Source organism: Haloprofundus halophilus (assembly GCF_003439925.1).
Classification (GTDB): Archaea; Halobacteriota; Halobacteria; order Halobacteriales; family Haloferacaceae; genus Haloprofundus; species Haloprofundus halophilus.
Genome location: NZ_QQRR01000004.1, coordinates 15455 through 28762 on the forward strand (window position 1 = coordinate 15455; position 13308 = coordinate 28762).

The 13308-nt window shown below is 56.9% G+C and carries 13 protein-coding genes and 2 pseudogenes; 10 read left to right on the forward strand and 5 right to left on the reverse strand.

Annotated features, from left to right (window positions below; translation table 11 throughout):
• The first annotated feature begins 232 nt into the window (after positions 1-232).
• The 6 genes and pseudogenes from DV709_RS16970 to DV709_RS17000 form a co-directional block, all read left to right on the forward strand.
• The gene (locus DV709_RS16970; RefSeq protein ID WP_117595645.1) at positions 233-1939 is read left to right on the forward strand and encodes a DUF4143 domain-containing protein; all 1707 of its coding nucleotides are present in this window, start codon (positions 233-235) and stop codon (positions 1937-1939) included.
• 716 nt (positions 1940-2655) lie between these two features.
• Positions 2656-2754: pseudogene (locus tag DV709_RS18460) on the forward strand (DUF7342 family protein); the annotation flags it as partial.
• Between the two features lie 8 nt (positions 2755-2762).
• Positions 2763-3197, forward strand: a complete 435-nt coding sequence (locus DV709_RS16985) for a hypothetical protein (protein ID WP_117595646.1) — start codon at positions 2763-2765, stop codon at positions 3195-3197.
• Positions 3198-3274: 77 nt separating this feature from the next.
• Entirely contained in the window at positions 3275-3565 is a 291-nt protein-coding gene (locus DV709_RS16990) for a hypothetical protein (RefSeq protein WP_117595647.1), read from the forward strand.
• Entirely contained in the window at positions 3565-3900 is a 336-nt protein-coding gene (locus DV709_RS16995) for a DUF7558 family protein (RefSeq protein ID WP_117595648.1), read from the forward strand. Before DV709_RS16990 ends, DV709_RS16995 begins: the two co-directional genes overlap by 1 nt.
• Before the next feature lie 49 nt (positions 3901-3949).
• A pseudogene (locus tag DV709_RS17000) lies at positions 3950-4198 on the forward strand (ArsR family transcriptional regulator); the annotation flags it as partial.
• Positions 4199-4930: 732 nt separating this feature from the next.
• Here DV709_RS17000 and DV709_RS17850 read toward each other — a convergent pair.
• From DV709_RS17850 to DV709_RS17010, 3 genes are all read right to left on the reverse strand, one after another.
• Positions 4931-5092 (reverse strand): hypothetical protein, encoded by a 162-nt coding sequence (locus tag DV709_RS17850; protein WP_157972771.1) that lies wholly within the window; start codon positions 5090-5092, stop codon positions 4931-4933.
• A gap of 480 nt (positions 5093-5572) precedes the next feature.
• Positions 5573-6385: a DUF6036 family nucleotidyltransferase gene (locus tag DV709_RS17005; protein WP_117595649.1), complete on the reverse strand. Its 813-nt coding sequence runs from the start codon at positions 6383-6385 to the stop codon at positions 5573-5575.
• The gene (locus tag DV709_RS17010) at positions 6382-7305 is read right to left on the reverse strand and encodes a helix-turn-helix domain-containing protein (protein WP_117595650.1); all 924 of its coding nucleotides are present in this window, start codon (positions 7303-7305) and stop codon (positions 6382-6384) included. The genes DV709_RS17005 and DV709_RS17010 overlap by 4 nt, the downstream gene beginning before the upstream one ends.
• Positions 7306-8044: 739 nt before the next feature.
• Here DV709_RS17010 and DV709_RS17020 point away from each other — a divergent pair.
• Complete coding sequence (locus DV709_RS17020) at positions 8045-8941, forward strand: replication factor A (RefSeq protein WP_117595651.1); 897 nt, start codon at positions 8045-8047, stop codon at positions 8939-8941.
• A gap of 139 nt (positions 8942-9080) precedes the next feature.
• Here the strand turns inward: DV709_RS17020 and DV709_RS17025 are convergent, their stop codons facing one another.
• Together DV709_RS17025 and DV709_RS17030 are read right to left on the reverse strand one after the other, a co-directional pair.
• Positions 9081-10145, reverse strand: a complete 1065-nt coding sequence (locus tag DV709_RS17025; RefSeq protein WP_117595652.1) for a hypothetical protein — start codon at positions 10143-10145, stop codon at positions 9081-9083.
• Between the two features lie 74 nt (positions 10146-10219).
• The gene (locus tag DV709_RS17030) at positions 10220-10960 is read right to left on the reverse strand and encodes a hypothetical protein (protein ID WP_117595653.1); all 741 of its coding nucleotides are present in this window, start codon (positions 10958-10960) and stop codon (positions 10220-10222) included.
• Between the two features lie 178 nt (positions 10961-11138).
• Between DV709_RS17030 and DV709_RS17035 the strand changes: the two genes are divergently transcribed.
• From DV709_RS17035 to DV709_RS18465, 3 genes are all read left to right on the forward strand, one after another.
• Complete coding sequence (locus tag DV709_RS17035) at positions 11139-12059, forward strand: transcription initiation factor IIB (protein WP_117595654.1); 921 nt, start codon at positions 11139-11141, stop codon at positions 12057-12059.
• Positions 12060-12316: 257 nt separating this feature from the next.
• Entirely contained in the window at positions 12317-12844 is a 528-nt protein-coding gene (locus tag DV709_RS17040; RefSeq protein WP_117595655.1) for a DUF7342 family protein, read from the forward strand.
• A complete protein-coding gene (locus DV709_RS18465) occupies positions 12845-13294 on the forward strand; it encodes a hypothetical protein (RefSeq protein WP_117595656.1) in 450 nt (149 codons plus the stop codon). It abuts the gene before it with no gap.
• Positions 13295-13308: the final 14 nt, after the last annotated feature.

Consider the following 13308-nt stretch of genomic DNA (forward strand, 5'->3'; position numbering starts at 1 on the left):
CCGCGCGTTCGCCTGTTGTTCCTTGATGGATTGGCGGCTAGACCCGATTCCCCGTGTCCGAGAGCCTAATGCTGATTTGTAAGGTAAGCCGAAAACGAATCTAGTCAAACGGGGACATATCATATTGAGGGTTCTCACAGTCCACCTACAAGAACGTTGGTGCTACGCTAAAGCTGAAACTTGCCTCATTACGATGCTACATATTTATACTGTACCAGGGTCAAGTTCCTGTATGATAGACCCATCTGACGGTTCTGATTTCATCGCAGACGCTGAATGGCACAACGAATGGTGGGATACAGGCAGTGGTTCACTGTCTGATTTACAGGATACCGCTTCTCTAAACCCCCGATCGGACTTGCTCAAGGTACTACAGTCAATTGATGAGGAGCGAGAAGACGAAACTGAGAGTCTCGTGTATCCGATTTATGGACCGACCGGTATTGGGAAGACGACGCTTCTTCAGCAATTCATCGCTGCAATTCTTGATTCGGACATTGTTGACTTCTCCCCAGGACATCGTGATTTAGATATCGTTGGCTCCGTTGATCCGCGTCAGATCCTCTATGTCCCTCTTGAGGATTCTCTCTACCATCTTGAACCTTCGAGCAGTGCTGTGGAAAAACTGGAAAACGTTGTCGATTACTTCCGTTCTCATGTCGCTCCACGTCGAGGCCGTAAGTACATAATCCTCGACGATGTCGGGGCTCTGCGACTCGATGAAGATGAACAGAGCGCACTTCTAGACCTCGCCGATGATGATACCTATCTATTGCTGACCGGCATTGTAGAATCGCAGGTCGACCTGCGTGGGATCTCGGCCTCGAGCGAGCCCAAAATCAATTATCCTCGTCCGATGCTGCCGATGAAGTTCATCGACACCATCAAGCAGGGGGCATATGACGACTCTGCGTTACTCGAGATGGACTCTAATTTTGCTCTTCGCGTGGAGTCCCATCAAACGAGGAGTATGGACGGTGAGGCGCTGATAAAGGATGTCCGGAGTAATTTGTCTGAATCAGAAAACTTGGACGACGCGGTCTCGTCGTTAAATCAGCTTTACTTTGAAGCCTTCTCAGACGTTGAGCGAGATGGCCTATATGAGGCTGCTCGTGAGTACCTGCAGAAAGGGGGAATCTTCCTACGCGCTACGGAAACCCCGGTCAAAAACGAACTTATCCGATCTCATCTCCTCTTGTACCTTTACAAGGAACTCGCAGAGTATGAATCAATTCAACGACCTGAGAACCTCCATCGAATCGCTTCACTAGCTGCGAGCCAGGCAGGGAACGAACTCAGATATACCGACATCAGTGATCAATTAGAAGTTGACCGTCGGACTGTTGACTCGTACCTGTCCGTGATGGATGACGGACTCTCAGTCTCGGAATCTCATGACTTCTCACTTCAACGCCACCGCCGTACTCGCCTCTACCTCCGGAATCCGCGCCACGTTGTACTTCTGTCGCAACGTCAGGAGCACCACGGATTCGAGACATACGAGAAGACCCGATCACTCAATCACGAGTTCGAGTACAAACTAGCTCGAACCGTCGCGTTCGACCATGCGAAACGACTGGCGTGGAGGGTTGGCGGCTCTGGTGACGAGGATCCTCAGGTCGAATACCTCGAGACGGAGTCAGGGACGGTCGATTACATCCTCCACAATGAGGATGGGTTAGTTGTCCCCCTCGTTCTCTCCTACCACCCACACGCAGGGGAGGCTGAGGAAATCGCAGCAGAATTTGATCCCACGGTCGGGAAGCACCCAATACCCGGTGGAGAAGAGCTTCGAGATCTGGATTATGAAGCACCCTATCGATTCATCATTGCAGATAGCTTGCCAAAGGAAGTGAGTCAGACTGGTTCCCTCGTCATTGAGCGGGATGGCGTCAACCTCTGTTACGTCCCCTACTGGCTATTCCTCCTCATCTGCTAACCGTACCGTCTAGAATATTGACTCAGTAGGTCTAAATCAATAATAAAAAATATTCTGAGACAGCTTGTTTATAGAATCGACACTCAGAGTGCCTCTCGAACCACGTCGTCGAATGCAATCAATACCTGCTCTGGGACGAACTGTTCGAAGGTAGTGGATCCTTCGGCAAACCCGATTGTCACTCGCGGATGAAGCGGTTCTCCTGTCTCTATCGACCGAACGTCAGTCGGGAGAGACACGAGGCCAGTGGCTGCATCAAGTTCAGTATCACCGCGCCGAAGCAAGTCCTCGACGATTGAGTCGATCCGCACGTCCGAGATACTCCCAGACTCAAGCTCCTTCGAGCGAACCTCGATTTCTCGGGTGTTATCGTAGGCGTTCGTATTCCGGAGTCGGAGGGTCGAATAGCCGTCGACGCAGGCGTCTTCAAACCGGCCTCTGAATCCGTTATCCAGGAACGAAACTCGTGTTGCATCGTCCAACTCGAAGTAACTCTTGAATGCTTGGACGGTCGCATCTGCCGTCCCTTTGTCTGGGGCGCGAACTGCAAGGAGTTGCGTTCTCGGCTTGAACGTCGCGACGGTCGTTGGTCGGTCTTCCTTCGTGAGGGTCAGTTGGGCCTGTGATCCCGTTTCGGGTACGTTGCAGACGACGAAGATCCGGTCGTGTTCGCTCGTGACGGTCTGGACCTCTGACCCGTAGACGCCCGCCGAACCGACGTCGCCGACTGGGCGACCGCCCGCGAGGAGCGTGACCGCTACGAACGCGCGCGCCAGCAACGCACGGGTGGCGAGCGCGAACAGGCGTCCGGGTAACCCGCTCGATGGTACCACCGACAGGCGATGGCGGGAGCCCTGCCCCCATCGATCGCCCCATCCTCGAGTTCCTCCAGTCGCGGCTCCAAGCGACGAGGCAGGTCTCCCGAGCGACCGTCACGGACGCCAGCGGCCATCTGGAACTCCACGTCGTCTTTGCCCCGTCGTACTACCCGGCAGCCGTCGACGAGGCGCAGTTGACAGTCCGTTGGTACACGAACGACGACTTCAAACTTCACTATCGAGAGAAGCACTCGGACCACGCCTGGGAGTGCCGGTGGGACCGGCACCCGAATCCGCACAATACACGGGACCATTTCCATCCCCCGCCCACCGCCCCGACGCCTGGCGAGGACGCATCGTGGCCGGACGATCATCGTGACGTCGTTGCGCTCGTCCTCGACGAGATCGAAGACCGGATCACGGCCCTCTGGAGCGAATAAGGGTCACATCTCGTGTGGAGTGTTTATCGGCGCCAGAAGGCGTGCAGCGCGCGACAACGTGCGCGGCGTGACTCACTATGGCTGATCCCGATCCGAGCGACGACACGAGTGTCGACTACGAACAGTTCGAGAAAGCGCTGCTCGCCCAAGACCACGACGTCGCCGGCGTCGACACGGCGGACGTCGACGACGCCACAGCCCGTCGCCTGGTCGACGACCTCATCGACGCGGACATCGTCACACCCGTTCCCGAGGACAGCGTCCTCGTTCACGAGCTGAGTGGTACTGCGTTTGATTCAGCCACGCAGCTAGCCGTCTACCATCGTGGCTGGACGGCCGGTCGCGACGACGGCGCGGAGGGCGAGTGATGCAGCAGACGCTCGTTGGCTGTGCCTTCTGCGACGCCCCGCCTAGCACCGAGACTGGCGAGGCGCACACCTGGGGCCAGGACGAGCGGGTCACTCACCCGATCTGTGTCGGCTGCGCTACCCAGACGCGGTCGGATCCCAATGAGCACGATCACCACGCCTGCGACAGCTGTGGCCTCGTCGTCGACACGATTGCGGCGCTGACGCGGTTCCGAGTGGAACTCGGCCACCTAGAAGGCCCGCTCCAACTCTGCGCCCGGTGTAGTCCCGGTGGGCCAGCTACCTACTGGACGCGCGACCTCGAGGAGCACCTTGTCGCGGCGCCGGCGGAGTGACCCAAACACTCTCTACTGTTTCGCTGGAAACGGTAATTAGGAACGACCCGTGTCACGCACCTCGAATCGTGCTGATGGCGACATCATCCGCGACTTCCTCTCGGTCGCGGACCTCCTCGAGGAGTCGCAGCTTGCCCAACTGTACACGTGCCTCGCTCGCGAGGACGAGGTGACCGTCCAGGACGTGATAGACGACCTCGAGATCGGGCAGGGGACGGCCTACAGCAACGTCAATCGACTCGTCGTCGCCAAGGTCGCCGACGGTCTTCTCGTAGGGCGTGACCGTGCACCACACAGGGAGCACATCGTGTTCGGCGGAGAGAATTGCCAACCCGTCCGAATCGTAGCTATTCGTCCACCGGGAGACAGTCTCCGCGAAGTCGCGCTTCGCCGCAGAGTACGGCGATGTGTAGAGGTCGACCGCTCGCCACGCCGGGCTTTCGTCTCTTTCCCACGCTCTCCTATTCGACGGTTTCGAGTTCGTCGGAGAGATCACCGACGAGTGCGCGGGCGTCCGCCGAGAGGTCGCCCGGAGCTACGACACCACCGAACAGTCGGCCGCAGACGCGGTCGGCGCGGCGTTCGGGTTAGACGTGCAGCGATTCGTCTACTTCACCGCGAACGCGGCTCCCGAAACGTTCTCACTCGCCGGCAAGTAACGCCACTGCTACGGAGCGGTCTCAGCCGATGGCGACAGTGAACACCGGCACAGCGTCAACAGACGGATGCAAGCGAACCTGTAGGTTTATCCGTTGGCGTTGGCTACCTCGGTATGAAGGACGGGCATGGCAACACTGTGTTTGTACCATGCGCGTCGCCCTAAATACCGGCCTTCGTTTCTACTCCCCGAGAGACGTCCGTCTCGGCGTTCCTAAGAATCTGTGAGAAAGAGAGCGACCGCGCTCGACTATTCGTCCGAGTGTACGTCGTGTCGGCACTGGATTACGGCGTCAGCGAGTTCTTCGGGAGTGTACTCTTCGACGAGTAGCTCGAACTCCGCCGTTTGCACCTCATATGAGCGAACGTCCTCTTAGTTCTTGAGGTCGGCGTACGACTTCACTTTCGAGAAGTACGAGAGTGCAGCTTGCCAGTCGTCTTCACCGACGTAGATGGTTTGCTGTACTCCGATTTCTCGAAGGGAAAGGCGGCCGTCGTACGCGGATCCGCCGCCGGTTTGGATATAGGTCTTCACGTTACTTTGCCATCACTTATAAAGTAATAAAACACCGCGTTCTAGCAGAGGTAAGCTATATGATTGTGGCATACTGATTACTCCTATGCACTATCCTGACAAAACAGACGACAACAAACGAAAACTGTGGGCTACTGTTCTCGCAACCCTTGGACTGGGGAGTATGTCTGCACCATTTGTACTTGCCGCTAATACGGGTGGAATCTTTGCGGGAATCACGGTAGGAACCATGCTACTGTTTGCGTCAATCGCTGTATACACAGACTCCGACATGAATGGTCCTCCACCAAGCCGTATCGGGTGAATATGTTATCCTACTGATGGTTAATTCGGCCCAGAATGGTTGGAAGAAACAATAGTGATTTACTGTATACATCCTCTGTATGGTCACACACTTCCTGCCAAGATCTGAAGGTTTCAACAGAGCCGTGTAGACTTGCTCACAGCGTACCAACGGCCCCACTTTCTCCCCCTTCGTGGTCAGATCGTCGTTGAGCGACGTTCTACGCGCCCATCCGTTACCGCGACGGCGTCTTTCTCTTCCAGCCGACGCACAATCTCCTGGACGTCCGCTGCAGGCCAGTCGAGTTCCTGTTGCAGGTCAGCCACCGACTTCGGGTCGTCAAGCGCGTAAAGCACCTCCAGTTCCTCGTAGACGCGCTCAGTGATCTCCGCCACGGGGTCGTGCAACGGCGTCGTCACGTTGTGTTGTTCGGTGAGATCGGTCAACGCTTCGTTCACGTACGTCACGAACAGCTCTTGATCCAAGAGTTCGACCTGCGTCTCGAGTTCCGCTTCGACGACGTCGAACTCGAGGCCGGTCTGCATCAACGAGAACATATCCTCGATATCGTCTACCCGACCGGCAACCGCTTTGAAAAGGAAGATATCTTCTGGACTTACGAGCTCGACCACGAGATTCCCCGGGTCGAGATACCGTTCGCTCCGCTCACGGATTCCAGGAGACAGAATCAGCTTGCCGATCACCTGCTGGTTGAAAACGTCGATACGACACCCATCATCGTTCTCGAGGATGCGCTGGGCACCGAGCTCTTCGTACTCTTCGTCCGGCTCCCGGACGATATCGTATCCCAGCTCAAGGAGCACCGCTTGTAACTGGCTCAGATCGTCGCCGGAGGAGACGATGAGGTCGATATCTTTGGTCGTCTCTTTGAGTCCGCGAAACGCCATCGACCCACCGCCAATCAAGGAGACGGTGAGTGGGTTGTCCAGCTGCTGGCCGATGCGCTCGAGTTCTGAGCGGATGTATGAGCTATCAAACCGCGCCCTCATGGCGTCACCTCGTACTCCTCAGCGAGTTCCTGGAAGTCCTCCCACTCAGGGAGTCGAGACGTCCGCTGGTCACCGCTGGTGTCGAGATACGTGCAGAGATCGTCGACGACATCGTCGACGCCGTACTTGGTGGCTTGGGCTCGGAGTTCGTCGCGATCGATGTCGACGTGACTGAGCAAGAGCAGGCAGTATGACTGCGTTCGTGCTCCCGAATCGATCACGAGCATGTGGCAGCACAACATCTCCGGGGAGAGTTCGCTCGTCGTCTCCGAGTAGAGGTAGTGTCTGCGGTCACGTGCCAAGAGCGGAAGGCCATATCGCTGAAACTGGTCTGGTCCTGTCGGAATGAAGTGTTCGTCGCTGACCTCAGTCCCCGTCTGCACAAGGAACTCGTTAAGAGATTCCCACAGAATCGTGTACGCGTCGGTCTGCGCTTCAACAGTCTGGCGGTGGGCGTGATGGGCAAGCTCACGAGCGAATACGCTCAGCTGTTCGAATCCGTCGTTCAGTGCGTACGCCCCGTCGTCAGTCTGATAGATGATTCCGCGATGTTGAAGCGGAGTTAGCGCACGGTGGACGGTACTTCGGTGGACGTCAGCGCGGCGTGCGAGTTCGGTCGCAGTCCGTGGGGTATCGAGGAAGTAGCACACACGGAGGGCTGCCCCTGACAACAGCTCCGGCCAGTCGATGTGTGCATACTGCTGCGTGAAGTCAGTGAGTAACTCGAGAGCCTTTGCATCCGACAGTCGAATCCGCTTTGTTTTCCCCTGTCGACGTGTCTCGACGAGGCCACCCGTTTCGAGCCGCTCAACGAGTTCTGAGGTGTAGCTGAGACTCCGATCAAGACTTGTTGCGAGTTCAGAGACTGTCTGCTCACCGTGGATGACAGTAAGGGCGCGAACCTCGCCTTCTGTGAGCATTCTGTTGCATACTAGCGAACCAATATATAAATCACTTCGGTGTTTTGCAACACTCGACTGAGTAAGTCGAGGCGGGAACGTACAAAGTGAAAGCCCTCGGCCGCTCGGCATCCCGCGACCACCGCTGCGCTCCTCGTGCCTGTGGTGCTTGCGGGGTCGGGGGACGACCGAGACGGCCTCGCCCTTTCTGAGTCCACCAGGATATCGGCTGTGTCACTGAGCGTCGAGTCCGGTTGAACAGGTTCTTTGTTACGGCCCGCCCCGCGCGCCGCTGCCGCCCTCCGCGTCGCTCGCGACCGACCATTCCGGGCGTGCGGGCGCTCCCCGCACCGCGAGCGCCCGTTCCGGGCTAAAGTAAATTTGGTCTCGACGCCAGCATTAAGCGCGTTTTCGGTTGCGCCCCTCGCGGGCTTTCGCGTTCCAGCGCTTTGGGCCGTTCCGCGCGGCGAGCCACACCACGGCTCGCCGTGCTCACGACCGTCGCCCTGGACACGGACCCGCAGTCCGGGCCGGACGCGAGAAACGGCTTAAAGCTGGCCGCTCGCTCCGGGCGGGTCGGCGCGCGGTTCTGGTTGGGTGACCTTCCTTTGGCGCTCTCGCTCGCGCCCCAGGGGGCGCTCACGAAGGCGCGAGCGAGAGCGCGTAGATGGTTCTGTCGGGCGTTGTCGTCGAAGAACCGCGATGTAGGAGCATCGCAGTGTCGGGCGCGTGAGCGCCTTCGGAACTAGGTTGAGTTCCAATGTCAAGTAAGAACGTTACCAGTCAAGTAGTTTCGGTCGATGAACAGGCATTCGAAAAAGCGGACGAAGCGGCGGTCGATGAAGAGGGCTTCGAGGTCGTCGATGAGACGCCGGAGTTCCAGGCGACGGTGCAGATGGAGGTGCAAGCAAAAGTCGATGCGAACCACCCGGACGGGATGGTCGACACCAGTGATGAGCGGATTTACGGTGCGACTCTCGAACAGGAAGAGCGCATTCGGGCGCGGGAAGCTGAACTGGAGCGCATCAGTGCCCAGGCGGAGATGGGGACGCAAGAAGGTCGGGAAAAGCGTACGCGAGACATCGCAGCGAAGAGGAGCGCTGAGCGGCGTGCAGAGTTTCAGAAGCGGGCGGCGAGCGTGGACCCGTGGGCGGACCCAGAGCGGGACGACCCTCGTGCAGAACTGACGCAGGAGCAGTTGGCGGCGGTGAACAAGCAGTCGATGCGGCTGGCGGAGAAGCTGGATGGCTGGTCGCGAGCAGCGATTGGCCGGCGGTTAGGTGAGGCCGTGGTCGGTGGGAAAGACATGATGAGTGCGGTCGTCGGGGTGTTCGAGGAGTTGCAGACGGCTCCTGGGACAGTGGTTCCCATCGGGAAGCTCGAGGACGTCAATCGCAAAGAGGTGAGCATCGAGGGGACTGTGACGCAGTTGTGGGAGCCGTCAAGTTCAGCCATTTCTCAAGTGGGACTCATCGAAGACGAAAGTGGACGGACGAAGTTCACCAGTTGGGTTGCGAGCGACCAACCCTGGATTGAGGAGGGAGAGCACGTTCGTATTCGTGGAGCGGCGAAGAACTGGTACAACGGGCGCGTCTCGGTGGCGCTGACCGGCTGGACCACAGTGAATTTCCCCGAGCGCGGTCGGTGGTGGGAGTAGCCGGTCATCGAACCCTTCTTTTTTGCTACGTGCCGGACCAACCCAAACCCCACCCCCCCACCCACCGCTACGTGCTCACTTCGTTGCGCGCGCAGCCACAACCTCGGGGACATGATGGGGTCTGCTCGAGAGACAGTCGTTACTTGAACTCGACCTCAGTCCGGTTGTCAAACAGCATAGGCTCAGCATCGAGAGCACTTGCGACTCCACCAATCAGACAATCGAAACAGTACATTGCTGTGAGCGTCTCCCCGTGGACACCTTCCTCAAAGAACCCACCTTCTTGAGCAGCCTGCTGCTCAGCCCACTGCCCTTCAGTCATAGTCCCGAAATCCGGTTCATAGATCCGCTTGTGGGTGCCGACTAAGACAAACGGCTCTGAGCAATTAGGGCATTCCCACTCAGACGTCTCAGAGTACCCATTCTGGACGAGCGACATGGCCTTCGATTTGAGGTCAGCGAATTCTTCGCCTTCTTGGATCGCGACCTCTCGGTTGAATAGGACATCGTTCACCCCATTTGCGACGGCAGTCCAGAGATTCTCATGTATCGCGGAAAGGTACTCGCGGCTCGTCGAGTCGATCTCCCCGGCTCGTTTCTGGACTTCCCACACCGTCGGGATTCCCTTCGTATATTCCCAGTAGACTGCCGAGAGGAGACTCATTACGAATGCCTCCTTGACAGACTTGAGCTCTCTAACGCGATTGTACCACTGCTCGAATGTCGGCTCCTCGAGCTCAGAACGATCATAGTCAGCTGCAATGATGACCGGGATGCCGAACTCCTCTTTTCGATCGTCATTGTCGGTGACAGCAAAGACGAGGTCAATACTCCCCGGCGCATCCCATCCAACCGCCCCTTCGGTTTCGTGCCCGTGTTCGAAGAAGTTCTTCAGGTCTTTCTCAACTTCCAACACCATATCCTGCTCCTCATAGATGACTCGATAGTCGCCGCGTCTGCCTCTCATTTCCTTGTCGAGGTCACCAGCAATTTCAAAGCCGTAAGCCTCGCTATGTCCCTCAAGATAGTACCGGACCCAGTACTCTTTGTCCAATGCAAACTCAGCTTCGGCTTCTGATTTCGCAACCGTCTCGCGAAGGCCATTCAACACTCGCTGCCCCCGTTCCTCTGACGTTTCTATTCGGAATGGACCTGGAGAGCCAGTCAGAAGATCGTCAATCGTCTTGTTGCGTGTCAGTTCCATTGATTTGAACCATTCTTGTCGAGGGGTATTTACACTGGCGTCGGGACAATTACGGGCAGTTCGATATCCAGAATTTAGTCGTGGTCAGTGATCCACTCAGAATGGAGCGGCTGAGCGTACAGAACATGGGTATCTCCCGCATTTGCTCTGAGCCAATCACACATAGCATCACCAACTCGTGTGTATTTCTTCTTCCTCGTCTCAGACGTATCGAGCACTGGTCCTTGATAGAGGTAGTTGTAGTTTGAGAAGATGACAAGGAACGTCTCAGTGTGATCGGGAAGTGCAGCAAGTTCCTCCAAATCAGACTCAATACTGTTGGAGTCTGTTTTCAATGATTCCACAAGATCGTCGACGCCAGAGTGCGTCGGGAAGTAGTTCTTGTTCTTGATGTACTTCAGCTCTATCGCAGCTTCGAAGTCCTCTGGATCGAACCGATTCGACCCATCATTCCACTCAATCGCGTTCTCCAGCTGGTTGCGGAATACCACGACGTCGATCTGTTCCCGCCATCCGTCCGCAGCGGTGAGATGATCCTGAACAGCTACCTCCGTATGTACTCGAGATATCGGGTTTTCAATCCCTTCCGCCGTCTGCTGAATCTCCTGTGGATACGGGAGTTTGTAGTTCGCCATGTTATTGCTGCTATACGTGAGTGATGCATCAGCGAAGTCAGCATAGAGGTAATCCCGATTCCGAAGTTCGTGTCGGAGAATCTCAGCCACGCGGGTCTGGAGATCTTGTTCGAGCAAAAAATCCAATGGCCTCTCGATGAACGCCTCCGCAATCTCATCTAAAACCCGCTGATAGTCCATATATCGCCATCCAGAGAGACGTATGTAGAAGTTCTGGTGAAAGAGAGATTCGAGATAGACCAGTCGAGAGGGTTCAAAGTCCCGGAGAAAGTGCCTATCTGATTTGCCGGAGTTTATTTTCCCCTCAATGGGTGAGGGGTTCGCCGTATCGGCGAATCTCGATAATTGGTGAGAAAACATGGCGACGAGAGATACCTACGAAACAAGCTTCGACGAGGACGTCCAGACAAACTCCAGCACGAACCCATGTCCGGAGTGCGATGGCCGGGTCACTACCAACTCGGTCGAAACTATCTGTGAAGACTGTGGACTCGTTATTGACGAACAACGAATCGACCACGGTCCTGAATGGAGGACTCACGATCAGGACCAGCGAAAGCGGACGGGCTCTCCACTGACCGCGGCACGTCATGACCGAGGGCTTTCGACCGAGATCGGTCGCTGGAAAGATGCAAACGGGAACGAACTCTCCGGACGAAAGCGCCAGCGGCGATCCCGAATGCGGCGTGAACAGACTCGTGGTCGGTTCCAGTCGAAAGCCGAGCGAAACCTCGCACACGGCCTGGGTGAAGTTCGAAGAATCGCAAGCGTCCTCGAGCTTTCAGGTTCGGTCCGTGATCAGGCGTGCCAACTGTTCCGGAGTGCTCAGAATGAAGACCTACTTCGAGGCCGATCAATCGAAGCGATAGCTGCAGCTAGCGTGTACGGGGCCTGTCGCTGTAACGGCCACTCGCGGTTACTCGACGACGTCGTTGACGCAGCACGCGTCGAACAATCGAGAGTCCCGAATGCGTACAAGACGCTGAATACAGAACTTGGGCTCCCGACTCAGCCGGTTCGCCCGAGTGAATTCATCCCCCGTCTCGCGTCAGAACTTGGCATTTCAGACGCCATCCGGCGTCGAGCAGTGGCACTCTCGAAGCACCATCGAGAAACTGCTATTTCAAACGGGTGTCGTCCGAGTGGCGTCGCGGCGGCCTGCATATACAAAGCTGCACAGGAACACGGAAGGTCACTCACACAACAGAGAGTTGCGGATGCTGCAGGGATGTCAGCTGTGACCGTTCGTGCCCGGAGAGACGAACTCAACGCGGTGTGAGCCGATTTTTAAGAACATCAACTTCATACGCTGAGAGAGGAGTTACTCAACCATGACGCTCACAGAGACGGCCGATTATCTCGCCGAGGAGTTCGATCTGGAGCGGAGTGAACACGTCCGGCAGGTCGGAAAGGCAGTCGCAATACTACGTGATTGAACAAGACTGGCCCTGCCTTCCCAGTAACCCAACACAGCACCCTTCTGCACATATTTGAACAATCCGAAGATATATTGAGAGTGGCCGCCTACAGATACGTATGACCGAGTTCGATCCGGCCCCCACATCCGATGATACTCAGCGCCGGTGGCAGACAGGGACAGACACGTTTGGTCGTGTCTACGACGTCGTTCTCGGAGTTACGTCTCCGACTGCGTACACCGAAATCGCTGAGCTTGCAGACTGCTCTCCAAACGCCGCGAAAAAGCACCTCGACCGCTTGGCGGAGATGAGCATCGCTCGAGCCGATAGAGACAGCCGCCCGGCAACATACGAACGAAACGAGGGGTATCTCGAATGGCAGGACGCCAGTCGAATCGCAACCGAGCTCCCTATCGAAGCAATCATCGACCGCGTGGAGGCGCTCGAAGCCCAGCGAACGGAATACGAAGCGCAGTTCGAGACGACGGACCCAACGGCTGTCAACGTGTTTGATCACGATAGTCACGAAACCATCCACGAGCGGATGACCGCAGTCAGTGAGTGGCAGGGCGTGATTCGAGATATCCGGCTGTACGAACTTGCTCGCCAGCTCTCCCAGAATGACGGGCATCTGATTCCGGCCTAAATGAGTCAGCCACCGAAGGATCCGGCCCCACACTCGACGGGCCCACCGGATCGACAGACGCTGCGCCTGCTGGAGCGACACCTTTCGTCGGATTCACTCGTCGCCGAGACTGCGTTCGATCCGGATTCATACGAACCTCGACTGCTTCGTGGACTGCTCGACGCTGGGCGATATCCTGACACAGTAACAGCGGCCCGTCTCGACATCCGATGGTTCACGACTGGCGATTTCTCGGTCCACTACGTCGAAGAGCACGAGGACGGGGAACGCTGGGAGTGTCGCTGGGACCGGCATCCGAACACGCACAACACCCGGTTGCACTTCCACAAGCCACCGACTGCCACCGAAATTACCGACCTCGAACTCCCGTCGCTCCATCCACTCGAAGTATACTCCACCGTCCTCACGGCAATAGAGCAACGCATAGAGACACTGTGGTCGTCGCAGTGATTTCGTAATGAAGG

What these genes read in the sequence shown, in the direction of transcription:
- DV709_RS16970 (WP_117595645.1), top strand. Translation starts at nt 233, where the DNA reads ATGATAGACCCATCTGACGGTTCTGATTTCATCGCAGACGCTGAATGG.
- DV709_RS16985 (WP_117595646.1), top strand. Translation starts at nt 2,763, where the DNA reads ATGGTACCACCGACAGGCGATGGCGGGAGCCCTGCCCCCATCGATCGC.
- DV709_RS16990 (WP_117595647.1), top strand. Translation starts at nt 3,275, where the DNA reads ATGGCTGATCCCGATCCGAGCGACGACACGAGTGTCGACTACGAACAG.
- DV709_RS16995 (WP_117595648.1), top strand. Translation starts at nt 3,565, where the DNA reads ATGCAGCAGACGCTCGTTGGCTGTGCCTTCTGCGACGCCCCGCCTAGC.
- DV709_RS17005 (WP_117595649.1), bottom strand. Translation starts at nt 6,385, where the DNA reads ATGAGGGCGCGGTTTGATAGCTCATACATCCGCTCAGAACTCGAGCGC.
- DV709_RS17010 (WP_117595650.1), bottom strand. Translation starts at nt 7,305, where the DNA reads ATGCTCACAGAAGGCGAGGTTCGCGCCCTTACTGTCATCCACGGTGAG.
- DV709_RS17020 (WP_117595651.1), top strand. Translation starts at nt 8,045, where the DNA reads ATGTCAAGTAAGAACGTTACCAGTCAAGTAGTTTCGGTCGATGAACAG.
- DV709_RS17025 (WP_117595652.1), bottom strand. Translation starts at nt 10,145, where the DNA reads ATGGAACTGACACGCAACAAGACGATTGACGATCTTCTGACTGGCTCT.
- DV709_RS17030 (WP_117595653.1), bottom strand. Translation starts at nt 10,960, where the DNA reads ATGGACTATCAGCGGGTTTTAGATGAGATTGCGGAGGCGTTCATCGAG.
- DV709_RS17035 (WP_117595654.1), top strand. Translation starts at nt 11,139, where the DNA reads ATGGCGACGAGAGATACCTACGAAACAAGCTTCGACGAGGACGTCCAG.
- DV709_RS17040 (WP_117595655.1), top strand. Translation starts at nt 12,317, where the DNA reads ATGACCGAGTTCGATCCGGCCCCCACATCCGATGATACTCAGCGCCGG.
- DV709_RS18465 (WP_117595656.1), top strand. Translation starts at nt 12,845, where the DNA reads ATGAGTCAGCCACCGAAGGATCCGGCCCCACACTCGACGGGCCCACCG.